The following is a 17,217-nucleotide window of genomic DNA, read 5'->3' as shown; positions in this document are numbered from 1 at the left end:
ATCAGAATCGCCAAAGCGCCGCCCAGCCGGCCCGACTCGGCCAACGCCTTCAAGGGTGGGACCGCAGCCGGGATTGTCGCGTATTCGTTTTTGCTTATATTGAAGACAAGAGCAGGAGCTTCGCAGGGAACACGCTATGTCCCGAACCACGACGATGACGGTCCGCCTCAGTGGCGCGCTCAGTGACTTCGTGGCAGCGAATGTCGGCGAGAGCGGGTCTTACGAGAACGTCAGCGAGTACATTCGGGACCTGATCCGCCGCGACAAGGAGCGGGTCGAGAAGGAAGCATTCGAGCGGCTGAAGGCTGAGCTTGCCCACGCGTTCGCGGCGCCCGAGGGGAGCTACAAACCGTTGACCGCTGCCGAGGTGATCGCGCGGAACAGGCGTTGACTACATGGCGGCTGTCCGCGTCCAGGAGGCCGCCTCCTTCCGTCTCGACGAGATCTACCGCTACACCCGCGATCGCTGGGGCGCAGAACAGGCGGATCGCTATATTGCGGGCCTTTTCGAAGCCTTCGACAAGATCGACGGCCACGGCGTGATATCGAAGCCCGTCCCGGCGGAGTTCGGGGTGGAGGGATATTTCTTTCGGCACGAACGCCATGTCGTCTATTGGCGGCGGCTGTCGAACGGTGACATCGGCATTGTGACGATCTTGCATGAACGGATGCATCGGATCGACCGCCTTCGCGACGATGTTGGACTATGAGCGTCGACCCCAGAGCATTCCCGACCGGATGGACTCATCCGATCGGCGAGAAGCGCTCCGGGGTCGGCACGTCGTGGCGGTTGCCGTCACCGTCCCGAGATCAGGTCGCCCATCATCTCCCAGGACTGGCCATTGAAGCGCATCATCTGCATGGCTTTGAGCGGGCCGTGGTCGTCCTTGGTGATGGTGGCCTTCACGCCTGGCAGCAGCATCGGCACCTCCAGGTCGCGGATGCTGTCCACCGCCGCCATCAGTGACTCGCGCGTCAGGTTGGGGCCGGCCTTCTCCAGCGCCTGGTGCATGGCGAAGGCCATGCCGTAGGCATACGGGTTGAGCCAGTCGCTCTTGGCTCCGGCGGGATAGTACTTGTCCATGAAGGCCGACCACGTCTTGAAGTCCGGCGCGGCCTGCCATTGCGGGTCGGTCGGCTGCTTGACGTACGACGACGAGATGATGCCCACGGACTTGTCGAGGCCGGCGCCCGTCAGCACCGGGTCGACGGAGTTGCTGACGCTCGGCAGGATGAACAGCGGCTTCCAGCCGAGCGCATCGACGGCGCGGATCGATTGCGCCGCGAACTTCGGCGTCGTGGCGCTGATGAACACGTTGGCGCCGCTGCTCCGCAGCTTCGAGATGGGCGAGTCCACGGTCGCGTCGGAGAGCTCGTAGGTCGCCACATCGACGATCGCCTTGGCCTGCTCGCCGAGGCCTTCCTTCAGGCCGGCGAGGATATCCTTGCCGTAGTCGTCGTTCTGGTAAAGGACGGCGATCTTCGGGTCCTTGACGTTGGCCAGGATATACTTGGCGTAGATGCGCCCTTCGGTCGGGTAATCGACGTTCCAGCCGACAGTCCAGGGGAACTTCTGCGGCTGGTTCCATTTCGAGGCGCCCGACGACACGAACAGCTGAGGCACCTTCTTGGCGTTCAGATAGGCCTGGGTGGCCGAGGAGGTCGGCGTCCCGATGGGCAGGAAGATGGCGAGGACGTCGTCGCGCTCCACCAGCTTGCGGGTCTGCTCGACCGCCTTGGGCGGCGTGAAGCCATCGTCGAGGCTGATGATCTCGACCTTGCGGCCGTGAATGCCGCCCTTCTCGTTCACCATGTCGAAATAGGCGATCGCGGCCTTGGCGATGGTGCCGTAGGCCGAGGCGGGACCGCTGTAGGGTGCGGTGTTCCCGAGTCGGATGTGGCTCGCGCTCACACCGGGAACGGGTTCCTGCGCCATAGCCGGCGCGGCAATCGTCAGTCCGGCCAGGCCGGCCACGACCATCAGTGCTCGCTTCATTCGGTTCCTCCCCCTGTTGTGGTCTGCTGTCGCATCGCCGCATCACAGATGCCGCGCGATGATCTCCTTCATGATCTCGTTGGTACCGGCATAGATGCGCTGGCCGCGGGCGTCGGCGAAGGCGCGTGCGATCTTGTATTCGCGCATGTAGCCGTAGCCGCCATGCATCTGGACGCATTGGTCGACGACGCGGCCCTCGAGCTCCGTCAGCCAGTACTTGCACATGGCGGCTTGGTCGGCGGGCAGGGCGCCCCCCTGAAAGCGCGCGATGCACTGCTCGAGGAAGGCGCGGCCGATGGCGATCTCGGTCTTGAGCTCGGCCAGGCGGAAGCGCAGGTGCTGGAACTGCGCGATCGGCTGGCCGAAGGCTGAACGACCGTTGGCGTAGGCCAGGGTTTCGGCGAAGGCGGCCTCGGCGCCGGCGACGGCGGCCATGCCGACCATCAGGCGCTCGCGCGGCAGCTGCGCCATGAGGTAGCGCAGGCCCTGGCCCTCCTCGCCGAGGCGGTTGGCGGCGGGAATGCGGACATCGTCGAAGAACAGCTCGACCGTGTCCTGGGCCTTCTGGCCGACCTTGTCGAGCAGGCGGCCGCGAGAAAAGCCCGGCCGGTCGGTCTCGACGAGAAACAGCGTCTTGGCGCCCGGATTGTCCGGGTCCGTGGCCGCCAGAACGACCACGAGGTCCGCATGCAGGCCGTTGGTGATGAAGATCTTCTGGCCGGTGACGAGAAAGTCGCCGCCGTCCCGCCGCGCCACCGTGCGCGTGCCCTTGAGGTCGCTGCCGGCTCCCGGCTCGGTCATGGCAATGGAGAGCACGGTCTCGCCGCTGACGCAGCGCGGCAGCCAATGGGCCTTCTGCTCCTCGGTGCCGTAGTGGAGGATGTAGGGCGCGATGATCTCGGAGTGGGTGTAGAACCCGGGCAGGGCGACGAAGGCGCGGGCGAACTCCTCGATGACGACGAGCGCGTGCCCGATGCCGGCACCCGGGCCGCCGTAGGCCTCCGGCATCGACGGGCAGAGCAGGCCGGCGTCGCCCATCCGGCGCCAGAGGTCGCGAGGAACGGCGCCGGCGCGCTCCCATTCGTCGTAGTGAGGCAGGATCTCACGCGAAATGAAGCGCTGCGCGGTGTTCCGCAGCGCCGCCAGCTCGGCGTCAGTCGTCAGGGTGTCGGCTGTCATCGGGTCACCTCAGGGGCCGCCGTAGGCGCACCAGCCGCCGTCGACCGGCAGGGTGACGCCGGTGATGTAGGCGGCGGCATCGGATGCGAGGAAGGCGACCGCATTCGCGATCTCGCCGGCTTCGCCCAGCCTGTGCATGGGCAGCCGGCGCTCGATGGCGGCGCGGTCGACGCGGATGTCGGCGAACATTTCGTGGGCCATCGGCGCATCGATGTAGCCGGGGGCCACGCAGTTCACGCGCAGGCCGCGGGCAGCCCACTCGCACGCCAGGTTCTTCGTCAGGTGGACCACCGCCGCCTTCGAGACGCCGTAGCCGTTGGAGCTGGGGATGCCGCCCAGGCCTGCCACCGAGGCGATATTGACGATGGCGCCCGGCACCTTCCGGGCCAGGATGTGGCGGGCCACGGCGCGGCACATGAGGAGGGTGCCGCGCAGGTTCACGTCGATGACGCGCTGCCAGTCCTCCAGCCGCTGGTCGATGGTGCGGGCAATCGGCTCGGCGATGCCGGCGTTGTTCACCAGGATGTCGATGGCGCCGAGCGCCTCCGCGGCGCGGGCCGCGAGCGCTTCCGCGCCCGCCTCGGTGCCGATGTCACCGGCCACGCCGACGGCCGCTCCGCCGAGGCTCTCGACCGCCCGGGCGAGCCTGGCTTCGTCCCGGTCGGCGAGCGCCACCTGCGCGCCGAGGCTCACCAGCCGGCTCGCGATGGCGAGGCCGATGCCGCCTGCGGCCCCGGTCACCAGCGCGGCACGGCCCTCCAGATTGACGAGCGGGGCGGTCATGACCGCCTCCGTGCCGACGCCTCACGGAACTCCTCGACGAGCCGCTGGTGGTCGGCGCTGACGTTGGTCAGCGCCTCGTATGCGAGGCCGGTGTCCATCATCGCTGTCGCGAGCTGCTTGAGCGCGATGTTGGTGGTCACCTTGGTCCAGCGGATCGCCTTGGTGGCGCCCCCGGCCAGGCGGTCGGCGAAGGCGTCCACGGCGCCGTCGAGCTGATCGGCCGGCACCGCGTGGTTGATGAGGCCGATGTCGGCCGCCTTCCGCGCATCGATGCGATCGCCCGTGAACAGGAGCTCCTTGGCGCGGGCGAAGCCGATGAGCTGCGGCCAGATCACCGCGCCGCCGTCGCCGGCGACCATGCCGATGGAGACGTGCGGGTCGGCGATATAAGTGGTCTCGGCGGCGAAGCTCACGTCGCAGAACAGGGCAAGCGTGGCGCCGAGCCCGACGGCCGGCCCGTTGATGCGCGCGATGGTCGGCTTCTCGCAGTCGATGAGCGAGAAGACGATGGCCTTGGCTTCGGCGACCGTCGTCTCGAAGCTCGCCGGATTGTCGATGGCATCCTGCATCCAGTCCACGTCGCCGCCGGCGCAGAAGGCGCGGCCGGCGCCCGTCAGCACCACGATGTCGGATTGCGGATCCTTGGCGGCGTCGACGAAGACGCGCGAGAGCTCCTCGTGCAGCTCGGCGTTGACCGCGTTGAGGCTCGCGGGCCGGTTCATGGTGAGCGTGAGGATGCGGCCGCGCCGCGTGATCTCGATGCTCCGATAGTCGTTCGGGTTCATGGGGCTGCTCGCTTTTCGCTAGGGGGTGGTCGCCTGCCGGCGCAGATCTGCTTTCAGCACCTTGCCCATGGGGCCGCGGGGCAGGGTGGGGGTGAAGGTGATGCGGCGCGGAACCTTGTAGTCGGCGAGCTTGTCCGCCAGGAACACGCGCAGCTCCTCGGTGGTGGTGGTCTCGCCCGGGTGCAGCACCACGAAGGCGTGGATGTCCTCGCCGAGCTTCGGATGGGGCACGGCGACGACGGCCGCCTCCTGCACCGCCGGATGCCTGAACAGGTTTTCCTCGATCTCGAGCGAGCCGATGTTGTGCCCGCCCCGGATGATCATGTCCTTCTTGCGGTCCACATGATAGAGGAAGCCGTCCTCGTCCAGGTAACCGATGTCGCCCGTGTAGAGCCAGCCGTCGCGCAGCGTGCCCTTTGTCAGTTCGGGCTCGTCGAAATACTCGCGCATGACGCTCGGGCTGCGGATCAGGATCTCGCCCGGCGTACCCGCGGCGGCAGGGCGATCCTCGTCATCGACCACCCGCACCTCGGTCAGCGGCCACGGGCGGCCCACCGAGCCGAGCTTGGCGGGCGGGTCGTCGCCGTGGGCGACGGTGCCGGCGGGGCCGCTCTCGGTCATGCCGAAGGTCTGGCGCAGCTCCACATGGGGGAAGACGGTCGCGAGGCGCCGGATGACCTCGACCGCCATCGGCGCTCCGCCGTAGTCGAACAGCCTCATGCGCGAGAGATCGTTCGATGCCGCGTCGTAGGCTTCGAGCAGGAAGATGTAGAACGACGGCGCGCCGATGTATTTGGTCGTGCGTTCCCGCTCCATCCGCCGCATCACATCGTGGATGTTCAGTTCGGGATCGAGCACCGCGGCGGCGCCGGCCCACCACGACGGCAGCAGGACGCAATGGAGCGACGCCGTGGTGAAGAACGGAAAGAAGCTCTGGTAGACGTCGTCGTCCGCGAGCGACAGCGCGGCGGCGAAGCCGTAGGCCGAGACCAGGCTGCGCGTGTGGGTCATGACGGCGCCTTTGGGGTGCGCCGTGGTGCCCGAGGTGAAGAGGATCTCGGAGATCGCGTCGGCCGAGATCGACGGCCAGCCGCCGTTCGAGGCGCGGCCTCGGGCGAACAGTTCGCGCCAGTCCACGGCGTCAGTCGCCCCAGAACCTCCGACCGCTACGATCTCGGTCACGCCGGGGAGACGCGGGCGCAGCGCGGCCACCCGCTCCAGCAGGTCGGCCATGACGAACAGAGCCCGACAGCGCGCCTTGTTCACCACGTAGACGATCTCTTCCGGCGCGAAGCGGGTGTTGACGGGAACGACCACGACGCCGAGGCGGTGCAGGGCAAGCATGGTCACCACCGCCTCGAGCCCCGCCTCGTTGTTGAGCATCAGCCCTGCGTGGTCACCGGGGCCGAGGCCGCGGCCGCGCAAGGCATCGGCGAGCGTGGCGGCCTGCCAGCGCAACTGCTCATAGGTCAGGCGATGTTCGCGGCCGTAGCCCGAGGTGGCGGTGAGAGCGTGGGCGTTGGGCCGCCGGGCCGCCCGCTCCTCCACCATGTCGATGATGGTTCGTCCCGCGACCTCGTCAGGCAACGTGAATTCCGCCACTCCCATCCCCTCCCTGCGCCCCGCCGTCCGCGTGGGTCGACATGTGACCCACCGGTCAAATTCGATTTTCGACTCGATAGTCATTTTTGTTGACGTCGCCAAGCCCCCCTCGTATCGATTTCGCGAAGCACCGCTCACGGGTGCGGGCTCAGGGAGGGGAGCAATGAAGTTTTCAGGTCTCGCATTGGCGCTCGCGGCAGGGTTGCTCGCCGCATCGCCCGCGCTGGCGCAGTCCGACACCAAGCCACTGAAGGTCGGCGTGCTGACCGACATGACGGGCATCCTGTCGTCCGGGCTGGGCGCGGGCTCGGTAGACGGCGCGCGCATGGCCATCGAGGATTTCGGCGGCCAGATGTTCGGCAAGCCGATCGAGCTCGTCTTCGCCGATCACCAGAACAAGCCGGACATCGGCTCGGCCATCGCGCGGCGCTGGTTCGATCAGGACGGCGTGGACGTGGTGGCCGACGTGGGCAATTCGGCCGTCGCGCTCGCCATCCGCGAGCTGGTGCAGAGCCAGGGCAAGGTCGCGCTGTTCGTCGGCACGTCGAGCTCCGACCTCACGGGCAAGGCGTGCTCGCCCAATACGGTGCAGTGGAGCCAGGACAGCTATCTGTGGGCCAACCCTCTGCCCGCCCAGCTGCTCCGCGACGGCAAGAAGAAATGGTTCCTGATCGTGCAGGACTGGGCCTTCGGCCACGCCCTGCAGCGGGATCTCACGAAGGTGATCGGCGATGGCGGTGGCCAGATCGTGGGTAGCGTCCGGCATCCTCCTGGAACGGTCGACTATTCGTCCATCCTGGTGCAGGCGCAGAACTCCGGCGCCGACGTGGTCGCCTTCCTGAATGCGGTCCAGGACTTGTCCAACTCGGTCAAGCAGGCCCACGAGTTCGGCCTCGGCGCCGACGGCAAGCAGCAGCTGGTGGCGCTCGCCTTCCTGCTCACCGATGCGCATGGGCTCGGCACCGCGACGGCGGGCGGCATCACCTTCAGCACGGTCTGGTACTGGAATCTCAACCCCCAGGCGCGGGCCTGGTCGCAGCGCTTCTTCGCCCGCAACAAGGTGATGCCGGCGGAGGCCCACGCCGGTACCTACAGCTCCGTCATGCACTATCTGAAGGCGGTACAGGCAGCCGGCACCACCAAGGCCGACGTCGTCATGGCCAAGATGCGCGAGTTGCCGGTCACGGATTTCTACACCGACGGCGCCAGGCTGCGCGAGGACGGGCGGCTGATGCGCAAGGCCTATGTGGCGCGCATGAAGACGCCGGAGCAGTCGAAGGAGCCTTGGGACTACTATGAGATCCTCTCCGAGATCCCGGCGGAGCAGGCGTTCCGGCCGGCCAGCGAGAGGGCATGTCCCCTGCTGCCTTGAAAGATGGTGCGGGCGGCCCTTTGACCGGCACGGCGGTCTGTCATAAGCCGCTCGCGGCTCTTCCTGCCGACGCGGACGACTCGCGACCGCGTCGGTCAAACCGGGTGGCGAAGCCCGCCGAGGACCACTGCACTTGGACAGCAAGACACGAACGAAGCGTCGCTCCATCCCGCCCGCGAGCCTGGACGCCGAAGGTGCGGCCACCATGCACGGGAGCGGTCACGTCCAAGAGCCCACATCCGCACCGGCTGGCCTTCGGCGACCCCGGCGCAAGCTGACGCGGGTGGAGAAATCGGAGCTGACCCGCAAGGCGATCTTCGAAGCGGCGGCCGAGATCATCGGCGAATACGGCTACGTCGAAGCCTCGATCTCCCGTATCATGGAACGTGCGGGGCTCGGCCACGGCACCTTCTATGCGTATTTCGAGAGCCGCGCCGAGCTCTTTGACCAGCTCCTGCCGATGAAGGGGCTCGAGGTGCTCGATTTTCTGCACGACCGCGTGACGGGTTCGGCCGACTTCGTCGACATGGAATACCGCGGGTTCATGGGCTTTCTCGAATACGCCAACGCCCACCCCTGGTTCTTCCGTCTGCTGCACGAGGCCGAGGTGGCGGCGCCGCGCGCCCATCGGGAGCACATGGACAACATCATGGCGCGCTTCCGCAAGGCGCTCCGGCGCAGCTGGGAACGCGGCGAGCTGCCGGGCTACGCCGAGACGGAGCTGGACACGCTGGCCTACCTGCTGATCTCGGCGCGTGACTACGTCTACTCGCAGCACGTGGGCCGCAGCAGCGACATCCCCGCTGCCCTTCAGGATGCGGTCAAGACCTACCGCAAGTTCATTTCCTACGGCCTGCGCGGGACTGCCGACGACCAGTCGGCGCCGCGCGCGCGGCCGGGCGGCGTCCGCGGCCGGGCTGGAGCCGACGTGTTCGCCAAGGCGGCTCCCCCGGCGCGGCGTCGTGCGCGCTCCGCCGATTGAGCGCGCCGTGGCACCGTCGCCGATCTCGGCGGCAACGGGGATGACCACCTGGACAAGCGGGCGACCGCCTGTCCATCGAGCTGCGATGTCGCCGCCGGCGTGAATCGTCGGACGCGGTCGGGATCGCCATGAGCGAGCCGCGGCCGGGAGGCCCGATCCGAGGGGTGGACAGCGGTCGCCAGAGGTATCTAGCTTTGCGGAGCCATCGAGAGCGGGGCGACGCTTCGACGAAGGATCATCCCGCCGTAGCACCGGGGAGTTCAGCCATGGCCACCGATCCGAACGACGATCTGCCCGACGTCCTCAAGAGCGTAAGAACCCGGCCGCTGTTCGTTGTCCGCTTCGACGTCCGCCAAATCTTCCCCGTGGGCGGGGCGCCTGGAGCGGAGCGCCGCGTCGCCGTGGTCGCCGGCGGCTCGTTCAAGGGGGAGCGACTCGCCGGCGAGGTTCTGGACGGCGGCAGCGACTGGCTGACGGTCCGCGGCGATGGCGCCACCGTGCTGGACGTCCGTGTCGTCCTCAAGACCGACGACCAGGCCCTGATCAGCATGGCCTATCGCGGCCTGCGCCATGGGCCGGCCGACGTCATGGCGAGGATCGCCGCCGGCGAGGTCGTCGACCCGGCGAGCTACTATTTCCGCATGACGCCGACGTTCGAGACGGGGTCGCCGCGCTACGACTGGCTGAACCGCGTGGTCGCCGTCGGCGTCGGTCATCGCCGCGCCGACGGGCCGGTCTACAGCGTCTTCGAGGTCCTGTAGGCGGAGAAGGCAGCCGCGCCTCAGGCGGCAGGCGTCACCACCTGGCGCTGCCGGCCCAGTCCGGCGATGCCGAGCTCGACCACGTCGCCGGGCTTGAGCCACACCGGCTCCGGCTTGATGCCCATGCCGACGCCGGGCGGTGTTCCCGTGGCGATGATGTCGCCCGGAAGCAGCGTCATATAGCGGCTGCAGTATGAGATCAGCGTGCGGACGCCGAAGATCATGGTGCGCGTGTTGCCGGCCTGCATGCGCACGCCGTTCACGTCGAGCCACATGTCGAGATCCTGCGGGTCGGCGACCTCATCCGGCGTCACCAGCCAGGGGCCGACCGGGCCGAAGCTGTCGCAGCCCTTGCCCTTGTCCCACTGCGACGACTGCATCTGGAAGGCGCGCTCGGAGACGTCGTTGACGACGCAGTAGCCCGCCACGTGGTCGAGCGCCTCGTCCTCCGACACGTACGATGCCTTGCGGCCGATGACGACGCCGAGCTCCACCTCCCAGTCCAGCTTGGTCGAATGGCGTGGCTGGATGATGGGATCGGCGGGGCCGGTGAGCGCGCTCGGCGCCTTCAGGAAGATGATCGGCTCCGTCGGCACGGCCATGCCGGCCTCCGCCGCATGGTCGGAGTAGTTGAGGCCGATACAGACGAATTTCGACAGGCCGGTATAGGGAACGCCGAGGCGCGGATCGCCGGCCACGCGGGGCAGCCCGGCCGGGTCGACGGCGGCGAGCTTCGCCAGGTTGTCGGCCGACAGCGTGGCGGCGTCGATGTCGGCGCAGACGCCGGACAGGTCACGCAGACCGCCATCGCGATCGAGGAGGGCAGGCTTCTCCTGTCCGGCGGCACCAAAGCGGCAGAGTTTCATGGGTCACGTCCGGTTGGTCTGGGGTGGATGCCGGGTCGTTCGGCGGCGTAGCGATTAGAGCATGATCCCAAAAAGTGGACACCGGTTTTTGGAAAAGATCATGCTTGAGTAATGGCTTAGAAAGGGATGATGATTCGAAGAAAAATCATCCCTCTCTATGCGATGGTCGAGCCGGCGTCGACCGTCCAGGCGGCGCCGTTCACATGGCGGGCATCGGCTGACAGCAGGAAGGCGACGACGGCCGCCACGTCCTCGGGCCGGCCGTAGGCGGTGCCGGCCCCCGCCCGCCGGATGCCGCCGGCCGCCTGGGCCTGGGTGTCCAGGGCATGGATCATGCGCGTGTCGACCGGTCCGGGCAGCACCGCGTTGACGCGGATGGCGGTGCCGGCCACGTCGAGCGCCGCGACGCGGGTGAGGCCGAGCACCGCGTGCTTGGTGGCCACGTAGCCGGCGAGCCCGGGGCGGCCGCGGATGGCCGACGTCGACGCCGTGTTGACGATCGCCCCGGCGTTGCGCCGGCGCATGCGCGCCAGCACGTGCTTGAGGCCGAGGAATACGCCGCGCGCGTTCACGGCCAGCAGCCGGTCGAAGACGTCGTCCGGATACTCGTCGATCGGCGCGATCACCCCTTCGATGCCGGCATTGTTGGCGAAGGCGTCGATCGGCCCCAGCCGGTCCTCCGCCGCCGCCACGAACGCCTCGACCTCGGCGCCGACGGAGACGTCGGCCTTGAGGAACAGCGCCTTGCGGCCGGCCGCCTCGACCTGCCGGGCGGTCTCCGCGCCAAGGGCCTCGTCCATGTCCACGACGGCGACGTCCGCACCGGCCGTGGCGAGCCGCAGCGCGATGGCGCGGCCGATGCCGCCGCCACCACCGGTGACCAGGGCGACGCTCACAGCTTCACGAACGGGCAGCCGCCCTCGGCCAGGGGGCGCCAGACCTGCTCGGCCGGAATGGTCTTGAGCACCGTGTAGTAATCCCAGGGATACTTCGATTCCGCCGGCGTCTTGACCTGGAACAGGTACATGGGGTGGATCTTGCGGCCGTCGGCGCGGACGCTGCCCTTGCCGAACAGCGGGTCGTCGGTCGGCAGCTCCTTCATCTTGTCGACCACGGCCTTGCCGTCGGCGGCGCTGCCCACGGCCGCCGCGGCGCGCAGGTAGTGCAGCACCGAGGCATAGGCGCCGGCGTGCAGCGCACTGGGATAGCGGCCGTCGTTGCGCGGCGCGAAGCGCTTGGTCCAGGCGCGGGTGTCGTCGTTGAGGTCCCAGTAGAAGGCCTCGGTGAACTGCAAGCCCTGGGCGATGGGAAGCCCGAGCGAGTGCACGTCGGTGATGTACAGCACCGTCGCGACCAGCCGCTGGCCGCCGGTCGGGATGCCGAACTCAACCGCCTGCTTGATCGAGTTGATGGTGTCGCCGCCGGCGTTGATCAGGCCGATCACCTGCGCCTTGGAGACCTGTGCCTGCAAGAGGAAGGAGGAGAAGTCCTGGGTGTTGAGCGGCGTGCGCACGCCGCCGATCACCTGGCCGCCGGTGCGCGCGACCACGTTCTTGACGTCCTGCTCCATGGCATGGCCGAAGGCGTAGTCGGCCGTCAGCGTGAACCACGACTTTCCGCCGGATTCGACGACCGCGGTCGCCGCACCGGTCGCCAGCGCATAGGTGTCGTAGGTCCAGTGGATGGTGTTGGGCGAGCAGGCCTTGCCCGTGAGGTCCGAGGACGACGGGCCCGAGGCCAGCATCACCTTGTTCTTCTCGCGCACGATGTTGCCGACGGCGAGCGCCACCGCCGAGTTGGGCACGTCGACGATCACGTCGACGCCGTCCTGGTCGACCCACTTGCGCGCGATCGCCGCCGCGACGTCGGCCTTGTTCTGGTGATCGGCGCTGACGACCTCGATCTTCAGCCCCTTGTTCGCGGCGCTGAAGTCCTCGACCGCCATCTGGGCGGCGAGCACCGAGCCCTTGCCGGTGACGTCGGAATAGAGGCTCGACATGTCCGTCAGCACGCCGACGCGGATCGCCCTGCCGTCCTCGGCCAAGGCCATGGCCGGCGCGCCGGCGGCGAGCGTCGCCAGCGCCGTCAGCATCAAGCTCCGCCGCGACAGTCCGCTGCCGGCCGTGAGTCGATCCATTGTCATGTGAACGATCCTCCCTGGATGTCTTGGTCTAAGCTCTTGTTCTGACAGCGTTGCGGTTCACCCCCACCCCTCCTCACAAGCGGAAGGGAGGCGCCGCTCTCTTGAAGCGCGGAGAAATTGGGGCGAGGCGGCCTAACCAACGGCCTCCCCCTTGTGGGGAGGCTGTCCCGTGCGAAGCGAAGCGGAAGGGACTGGTGGGGGTGAAACTCGACGCCCGCAGAGCCTGCCGTCCGCTTAGCTACGGGATGAGCCGCTTCAGCAGGCGCCGGTCCTCCACCGCGAAGCCACCGCCGTAGACGTCCGACACCATGAACTGGGCTGACAGGATCTCCGGCTCCAGCTCGGTGAGCGGGTCGAATGCGCTGGGGTGGAGCGTCATTGCCGCGCGGCCGGCTACCGGTGCGGAATAGGCGAGGGGCGTGCGCCGGTAGACGATGTCGGCGTAGGCGGTCTCCAGCCGCTCCGGGTGGGGCAGGCGCCGCACGTGGATCTCGCCGCCCGGCTGCTCGGCGCCGTCGACGAGGCGCACCACCGGCGCCGACGGATCCGGCGTGAAGGAGAAGTCCGCGAGCTGGACGCCGCGGCGGTTGACCCAGCCCGCGATCGCACCGTCCGCCGCCTCGTCGAAGCGGTAGGTGCAGTCCTTCTTGGTGTAGCCGAACAGCTCGCGGCCGGCGGCGATGCCCATGGGATCGCTGCAATACATGTAGATGTGCGTCTGGGTGAACAGGTCCTCGTAGCGCACGGCGACCGTCACCATCAGGTCGAACATCCGCCCCTGGTGCACCGCGAGCGTATGGCCGGGTGAGGCCATGAAGCGGAAGGCGACGCGGTCGTTGACCAGCTCGAACGGCGTGTCGGCGAGCAGCGCGGCAACCTTCCGCTGGTCGACCCGCGTCATCACCTCCAGGGTGCGCAGCGCGCATTCCCATTCCACCGGATAGGCCGGCGAATAGGGCGGGTTCACCCCGCTGTTGGGATGCATCTTGTAGTCACCGAACATCGCGTTCACTCCCTTGATCGATAGCCCCGGGCCGCCGCGTGCGTCACGCCGGCCGGGCGAGACGGCGCTCCGGCGTCGGACGGTCCGCGTTGGCGAGAAGCGCACGCTCGGCGTCGGCGACATCGGTGATGCCGCAGAGCGCCATGGTCACGTCGAGCTCCTTGCGCAGGATGTCGAGGCAGCAGGTGACCCCGTCCTCGCCCAAGGCGCCGAGGCCGTAAAGGAAGGCGCGCCCGATCATCGCGCCACGGGCGCCGAGGCCGAGCGCCCTCAGCACGTCCTGTCCCGAGCGGATGCCGCCGTCGAACAGCACCTCGATGCGGTCGCCGACCGCGGCGGCGATCTGGGGCAGCGCCGAGATGCTGGACGGCGCGCCGTCGAGCTGCCGTCCGCCGTGGTTGGAGACGACGATCGCGTCCGCGCCCGTCGTCGCGGCGAGGCGCGCATCCTCCACGTCGAGGATGCCCTTCAGGACGAGCTTGCGGTCCCAGAGCCGGCGCACCCAGCGCACGTCGTCCCAGCTCAGCGTCTGGTCGAACTGGCCGCTGATCCATTGCGCCAGCGACGACACGTCGTCGATGCCGTCCACGTGGCCGACGATGTTGCGGAAGGTGTGGCGCCTGGTGCCCAGCATGCCCAGGCACCAGCGTGGCTTGGTGGCGAGGTTGACGAGGTTGCGCAGCGTCGGCTTGGGCGGCGTCGACAGGCCGTTCTTGATGTCCTTGTGGCGCTGCCCCTGGATCTGCAGGTCGAGGGTCAGCACCAGTGCCGAGCAGTTGGCGTCGCGTGCGCGGGCGATCAGGCGCTCGATGAAGGCCCGGTCCCTCATCACGTAGAGCTGAAACCAGAACGGACGGCTGGTGTGGGCCGCCACGTCCTCGATGGAGCAGATGCTGACCGTCGACAGCGTGAACGGCACGCCGAACCGCTCCGCCGCGCGCGCCGCGAGGATCTCGCCGTCGGCCCACTGCATGCCGGCGAGTCCGGTGGGCGCCAGGGCCACCGGCATGGTCACCGGCTCACCCAGCATGCGGGAGCTCAGGTTGCGGGCGGCAATGTTCACGCCGACACGCTGGCGCAGCGGGATCCTGGCGAGATCGTCGGTGTTGGCGCGATACGTCGCCTCGCTCCAGGAGCCGCCATCGACGTAGTCGTAGAACATGCGCGGCACGCGCCGTTCGGCAAGCCGGCGCAGGTCCTCGATGTTGGTGATGGCGCTGCCTGACACGGGGCGAAAACCTCTGTTACGTACATTGCATCCAAAGTACGTAATGGGGTTAAATGACATCCGTCGGCCGGAGTCAAGGCGGTCGTCGCTGCGGCGGGCGCTCTTGCCGGCGCGGCGCCGTGTCGGATAGGCGTCACGATCCGCGGCAACGTCGGACGTCAGGGGACAGAGCAAGCAGGATCGATGACAGAGGCCGAAATTCCCGTTCTGACCGAAGGCGGTGAGCCCGCCGCCTCGCTGCAGGAGCAGATCTACCTGATGCTGAAGGGCATGATCGAAGCGGGGCAGATCAAGTCGGGCGAGCGCCTCCTGGAGGCGGAGCTGGTCCGCGCCTTCGGCATCAGCCGCTCGCCGGCGCGCCGGGCCCTGAGCCGGCTCAGCGAAGACGGCCTGGTCGAGGAGCTCGCCGGGCGCGGTTACCGGGTTGCCGGCGCCGGCGACGACGAGGACGGCGGCCTCGCGGCGCTCGAACCGGTCGCCATCTCGGCGCCGCGGCAGTGGGAGCGCATGTACAAGGAGGTGGAGCAGGAGCTGTTCGTGCGCACGCTGTTCGGCTCCATGCGCGTCAACGAGATGCGGCTCGCCCAGCACTTCAACGTCAGCCGCACCGTGACGCGCGATCTGCTGGCGCGCATGCACGGCGTCGGCATCATCGCCAAGGACAGCGCCGGCCATTGGATTGCCGAGCGCGTGACGCCGGACCGCATCCGCCATCTCTACGAGATGCGCTGCCTGCTGGAGCCGACGGCCCTGCTGCAGGCGGCAGCGGCCGTGCCGCGGCCCGTGCTCGAGCGCATGCGTGACCACATCGTGGCGGCGCGGCGGACGACGCCCATGGACAGCGCGCTGTTCGACCGGGCCGAGGCCGACATGCACATCGACCTCTTGGGCCATTGCCCCAACGACGAGATCCTCCGTGCCCTGAAGCGCACGCACCTGCTGTTCGGCCCGACGCGCTACCTGTTCGATCCGTTCCTCGGCATTCCGATCGAGCTGATCGAGGCGGCCTTGCGCGAGCATCTGGCGATCGTCGACCGCCTGCTCGCGGGGGAGGCCGAGCGCGCGGCGGAGGCGCTGCGGGCCCACCTGGAGGACGCCGTCAGCCGCTGGCTCCGCCGCTTCGACGTCACCGCCCGCATCAAGCCGCAACCGCTGCCGCCGTATCTGGCCGCGGTGTGAGGCGCGGCGTCACCGACGCGGAGCGAGCGCCGCCGGGCAGGGCGAAGGGCGCAAGGGCGGCGTTTTGCGGATCAGGCCGTGCGGGCGCGATCGGGATCACGAAGAGCGGCGGGTTCGAATCCCGCATGGCCCGCCACTTCAGCCAAAACAGCCAGTTTTGCGAACGACTTACCGCCGATCGCCACCGTTCTCCCTCCACCCGAAGGGCCAGACTGCGGGGGGCGTCTATTGAGTGACGTCGATGACGATCTTGCCAAATGCTCCTCGATCCAAGTGGTCGAAGGCTGCGGGAAGATCGGCCAGTGAATAGCGAGAATCGACAACGGGGACGATACGGGTCTGATCGATAGCTCTGACGAACCGCTCCAGCGCCTTTCTGCTGCCGGTTCCGATGCCATGGATTGTGATGTCTTTGAGCATTAGCGGCATAGCGGGCGCTGTGATGTCCCATCCGTCAAGCGCGCCGATCTGACAAACACTGCCGCCTACGGCAGTGACTTCAACAGATTGTCCGAGATGCCTACCGCCAATGACGTCCAAGACGACGTCTGCACCTCGTTCGGACGTGAGCTGGTAGACGGTTTCCATCCAGTCGCTATTGGCGTCGATAAAGTGGTCCGCACCGAGTGCCCTCGCGCGTTCCTCATGTTCAGGCTGGCTGCAGACAATTACCTTAGCACCATTGGCTTTGGCAATTTGCACCCCGAACAGGGCGACCCCGCCTGTGCTGGGAATGAGAACTGTATCGCCAGCACGAATTCCCGCCCTTTCGACGAGAGCAAACCAAGCCGTTAGCCCTGCAATTGAAAGCGTGCTGGCCTGCCAGGCCTCCAGCGACGTCGGTGCAAGGACAAACCAGTCTTCCGGCATCGCGACATACTCTGCGAGCACACCCGGATAGAAGCCTCCCAGTGTCTGATAAGCCGGTGTGCGTGCGGTACCTGCGCGCAGGCCGTCGATCCAGTCTGGTGTCGCCGTCGAGATTACGTTCATGCCCAACTCGAAGCGGGCAGCGCCTTCCCCAAGAGCGACCACCTCTCCGGCGAGGTCGGAGCCAGGCGTGAACGGGAACTTGAGAGGAAGTCCCCGGCCGGTCTCGACGACCATCTTGTCGCGGTAATTCAGCGCGACTGCGTTCACTTTTACCAAAACCTCTCCCGTAGCAGGTCTTGGGACCTCGACATCATTCAGCGTGAGGTGCTGCCTGCCTATTGCATCAATTTCCCAGCGTCTCATCGTCGCCATTCTCCGCTTGTTGCTGAACGACGAGTGCGTTCCCGATATCGCACCGGATGCTTCCCACGCGTCTTCCGGCATAATATGCAGTATGGCGATTAT

At 67.7% G+C, this 17,217-nt stretch carries 17 protein-coding genes; 6 read left to right on the top strand and 11 right to left on the bottom strand.

What is annotated here, in order from left to right; genetic code table 11:
• Positions 1–136 precede the first annotated feature (136 nt).
• Both ACZ5PO_RS31105 and ACZ5PO_RS31100 read left to right on the top strand, forming a co-directional pair.
• A complete protein-coding gene (locus ACZ5PO_RS31105) occupies positions 137–391 on the top strand; it encodes a ribbon-helix-helix domain-containing protein (RefSeq protein ID WP_464186320.1) in 255 nt (84 codons plus the stop codon).
• Between the two features lie 4 nt (positions 392–395).
• Entirely contained in the window at positions 396–710 is a 315-nt protein-coding gene (locus ACZ5PO_RS31100; protein WP_464186318.1) for a type II toxin-antitoxin system RelE/ParE family toxin, read from the top strand.
• Positions 711–796: 86 nt separating this feature from the next.
• Here ACZ5PO_RS31100 and ACZ5PO_RS31095 read toward each other — a convergent pair whose 3' ends face one another.
• The 5 genes from ACZ5PO_RS31095 to ACZ5PO_RS31075 are packed head-to-tail and all read right to left on the bottom strand — an operon-like array spanning position 797 to position 6,345.
• Positions 797–1,996, bottom strand: a complete 1,200-nt coding sequence (locus tag ACZ5PO_RS31095) for an ABC transporter substrate-binding protein (RefSeq protein ID WP_464186317.1) — start codon at positions 1,994–1,996, stop codon at positions 797–799.
• A 42-nt stretch (positions 1,997–2,038) separates the two neighbouring features.
• A complete protein-coding gene (locus ACZ5PO_RS31090) occupies positions 2,039–3,175 on the bottom strand; it encodes an acyl-CoA dehydrogenase family protein (protein ID WP_464186316.1) in 1,137 nt (378 codons plus the stop codon).
• Between the two features lie 9 nt (positions 3,176–3,184).
• The gene (locus ACZ5PO_RS31085; protein WP_464186314.1) at positions 3,185–3,958 is read right to left on the bottom strand and encodes an SDR family NAD(P)-dependent oxidoreductase; all 774 of its coding nucleotides are present in this window, start codon (positions 3,956–3,958) and stop codon (positions 3,185–3,187) included.
• Positions 3,955–4,743: an enoyl-CoA hydratase/isomerase family protein gene (locus tag ACZ5PO_RS31080; protein WP_464186313.1), complete on the bottom strand. Its 789-nt coding sequence runs from the start codon at positions 4,741–4,743 to the stop codon at positions 3,955–3,957. Before ACZ5PO_RS31080 ends, ACZ5PO_RS31085 begins: the two co-directional genes overlap by 4 nt.
• Positions 4,744–4,761: 18 nt before the next feature.
• Complete coding sequence (locus ACZ5PO_RS31075; protein WP_464186311.1) at positions 4,762–6,345, bottom strand: class I adenylate-forming enzyme family protein; 1,584 nt, start codon at positions 6,343–6,345, stop codon at positions 4,762–4,764.
• Positions 6,346–6,508: 163 nt separating this feature from the next.
• On the opposite strand from ACZ5PO_RS31075, the gene ACZ5PO_RS31070 reads away from it, so the two are divergent.
• The 3 genes from ACZ5PO_RS31070 (at position 6,509) to ACZ5PO_RS31060 (ending at position 9,460) form a co-directional block, all read left to right on the top strand.
• Positions 6,509–7,717, top strand: a complete 1,209-nt coding sequence (locus ACZ5PO_RS31070; RefSeq protein WP_464186310.1) for an ABC transporter substrate-binding protein — start codon at positions 6,509–6,511, stop codon at positions 7,715–7,717.
• 283 nt (positions 7,718–8,000) lie between these two features.
• Positions 8,001–8,699 carry a TetR/AcrR family transcriptional regulator gene (locus ACZ5PO_RS31065; RefSeq protein WP_464186309.1) on the top strand — a complete coding sequence of 233 codons (699 nt, stop codon included), beginning with the start codon at positions 8,001–8,003 and terminating at the stop codon, positions 8,697–8,699.
• 266 nt (positions 8,700–8,965) lie between these two features.
• Entirely contained in the window at positions 8,966–9,460 is a 495-nt protein-coding gene (locus ACZ5PO_RS31060) for a DUF3237 domain-containing protein (RefSeq protein WP_464186307.1), read from the top strand.
• A 20-nt stretch (positions 9,461–9,480) separates the two neighbouring features.
• Here the strand turns inward: ACZ5PO_RS31060 and ACZ5PO_RS31055 are convergent, their stop codons facing one another.
• The 5 genes from ACZ5PO_RS31055 to ACZ5PO_RS31035 all read right to left on the bottom strand — a co-directional run bounded on the left by ACZ5PO_RS31055 (position 9,481) and on the right by ACZ5PO_RS31035 (position 14,700).
• Positions 9,481–10,326 (bottom strand): fumarylacetoacetate hydrolase family protein, encoded by an 846-nt coding sequence (locus tag ACZ5PO_RS31055; RefSeq protein WP_464186305.1) that lies wholly within the window; start codon positions 10,324–10,326, stop codon positions 9,481–9,483.
• A 155-nt stretch (positions 10,327–10,481) separates the two neighbouring features.
• Positions 10,482–11,222 carry an SDR family NAD(P)-dependent oxidoreductase gene (locus tag ACZ5PO_RS31050; protein WP_464186304.1) on the bottom strand — a complete coding sequence of 247 codons (741 nt, stop codon included), beginning with the start codon at positions 11,220–11,222 and terminating at the stop codon, positions 10,482–10,484.
• On the bottom strand, positions 11,219–12,469 hold the full coding sequence (locus ACZ5PO_RS31045; protein ID WP_464186303.1) for an ABC transporter substrate-binding protein: 1,251 nt from the start codon (positions 12,467–12,469) through the stop codon (positions 11,219–11,221). Before ACZ5PO_RS31045 ends, ACZ5PO_RS31050 begins: the two co-directional genes overlap by 4 nt.
• Positions 12,470–12,707: 238 nt before the next feature.
• The gene (locus ACZ5PO_RS31040; protein ID WP_464186301.1) at positions 12,708–13,472 is read right to left on the bottom strand and encodes an acetoacetate decarboxylase family protein; all 765 of its coding nucleotides are present in this window, start codon (positions 13,470–13,472) and stop codon (positions 12,708–12,710) included.
• 43 nt (positions 13,473–13,515) lie between these two features.
• Positions 13,516–14,700 carry an alpha-hydroxy acid oxidase gene (locus tag ACZ5PO_RS31035; RefSeq protein ID WP_464186299.1) on the bottom strand — a complete coding sequence of 395 codons (1,185 nt, stop codon included), beginning with the start codon at positions 14,698–14,700 and terminating at the stop codon, positions 13,516–13,518.
• A gap of 183 nt (positions 14,701–14,883) precedes the next feature.
• Here ACZ5PO_RS31035 and ACZ5PO_RS31030 point away from each other — a divergent pair, with 183 nt between their 5' ends.
• A complete protein-coding gene (locus ACZ5PO_RS31030) occupies positions 14,884–15,879 on the top strand; it encodes a GntR family transcriptional regulator (RefSeq protein WP_464186298.1) in 996 nt (331 codons plus the stop codon).
• Positions 15,880–16,104: 225 nt separating this feature from the next.
• Here the strand turns inward: ACZ5PO_RS31030 and ACZ5PO_RS31025 are convergent, their stop codons facing one another.
• Positions 16,105–17,115 (bottom strand): zinc-dependent alcohol dehydrogenase family protein, encoded by a 1,011-nt coding sequence (locus ACZ5PO_RS31025; protein ID WP_464186297.1) that lies wholly within the window; start codon positions 17,113–17,115, stop codon positions 16,105–16,107.
• Positions 17,116–17,217: the final 102 nt, after the last annotated feature.

It is taken from the genome of Chelatococcus sp. KU-N122, assembly GCF_055391085.1.
This window is presented reverse-complemented; position numbering and strand designations above follow the sequence as displayed.

Bases quoted from the DNA above. Each gene is read 5' to 3' on its own strand.
- ACZ5PO_RS31045 (WP_464186303.1), bottom strand. From the start codon at position 12,469: ATGACAATGGATCGACTCACGGCCGGCAGCGGACTGTCGCGGCGGAGC.
- ACZ5PO_RS31060 (WP_464186307.1), top strand. From the start codon at position 8,966: ATGGCCACCGATCCGAACGACGATCTGCCCGACGTCCTCAAGAGCGTA.
- ACZ5PO_RS31085 (WP_464186314.1), bottom strand. From the start codon at position 3,958: ATGACCGCCCCGCTCGTCAATCTGGAGGGCCGTGCCGCGCTGGTGACC.
- ACZ5PO_RS31080 (WP_464186313.1), bottom strand. From the start codon at position 4,743: ATGAACCCGAACGACTATCGGAGCATCGAGATCACGCGGCGCGGCCGC.
- ACZ5PO_RS31030 (WP_464186298.1), top strand. From the start codon at position 14,884: ATGACAGAGGCCGAAATTCCCGTTCTGACCGAAGGCGGTGAGCCCGCC.
- ACZ5PO_RS31100 (WP_464186318.1), top strand. From the start codon at position 396: ATGGCGGCTGTCCGCGTCCAGGAGGCCGCCTCCTTCCGTCTCGACGAG.
- ACZ5PO_RS31040 (WP_464186301.1), bottom strand. From the start codon at position 13,472: ATGTTCGGTGACTACAAGATGCATCCCAACAGCGGGGTGAACCCGCCC.
- ACZ5PO_RS31055 (WP_464186305.1), bottom strand. From the start codon at position 10,326: ATGAAACTCTGCCGCTTTGGTGCCGCCGGACAGGAGAAGCCTGCCCTC.
- ACZ5PO_RS31105 (WP_464186320.1), top strand. From the start codon at position 137: ATGTCCCGAACCACGACGATGACGGTCCGCCTCAGTGGCGCGCTCAGT.
- ACZ5PO_RS31095 (WP_464186317.1), bottom strand. From the start codon at position 1,996: ATGAAGCGAGCACTGATGGTCGTGGCCGGCCTGGCCGGACTGACGATT.
- ACZ5PO_RS31070 (WP_464186310.1), top strand. From the start codon at position 6,509: ATGAAGTTTTCAGGTCTCGCATTGGCGCTCGCGGCAGGGTTGCTCGCC.
- ACZ5PO_RS31025 (WP_464186297.1), bottom strand. From the start codon at position 17,115: ATGAGACGCTGGGAAATTGATGCAATAGGCAGGCAGCACCTCACGCTG.
- ACZ5PO_RS31090 (WP_464186316.1), bottom strand. From the start codon at position 3,175: ATGACAGCCGACACCCTGACGACTGACGCCGAGCTGGCGGCGCTGCGG.